Origin of the sequence: Bradyrhizobium sp. NBAIM08, assembly GCF_020193935.1 — a bacterium.
Classification (GTDB): Bacteria; Pseudomonadota; Alphaproteobacteria; order Rhizobiales; family Xanthobacteraceae; genus Bradyrhizobium; species Bradyrhizobium yuanmingense.
This window is the reverse complement of sequence record NZ_JADYVR010000315.1, coordinates 1-452: the sequence shown is the minus strand read 5'-3', so window position 1 is coordinate 452 and position 452 is coordinate 1. Positions and strand designations below refer to the sequence as shown.

1 protein-coding gene is annotated in these 452 nt (G+C 73.0%); it reads left to right on the top strand.

The annotated features are described in order from the left end of the window. Positions 1-77: 77 nt before the first annotated feature. Positions 78-452 (top strand): glucose-6-phosphate dehydrogenase assembly protein OpcA (locus I6F37_RS39675; RefSeq protein WP_225154330.1); only part of this gene is annotated, 375 nt, incomplete at its 3' end.

Here is a 452-nt window from a genome sequence, read left to right as displayed (position 1 = left end):
GGATATGGTCGATCCCGGACCTGACCAGCCGGGTCGACGGCGAGGCCGGCCGTCACGTGGCAGCCCGGACGAGCGTAATGAACCTGGTCGTTGTCGCCGGCCGGCCCGAGCTGGCCGAGCGCTGCGCGGCCACGATCCAGGCGCTGACCGGGCGCCACCCATCGCGCACGATCGTCATCCAGTCCGCCGATCCGGACGGCCCGTCGTGGCTCGATGCCCGGATCGAGGCGCATTGCGTCCTGCCCCGCGAGGACGCGCCCGAGACCTGCGCCGAGACGATCCACGTCGTTTCCGGCGGCGAATCGGGCCGGCACCTGGCCGCCATCGCCACACCGCTGATCATCCACGACCTGCCGGTCACGGTGTGGTGGCCGGGCGAGCCGCCGTTCACCAGTCGCCCGGCCCGCGACCTGCTGTCGGCGGTGGACCGCCTCGTCGTCGACGGCTCGACC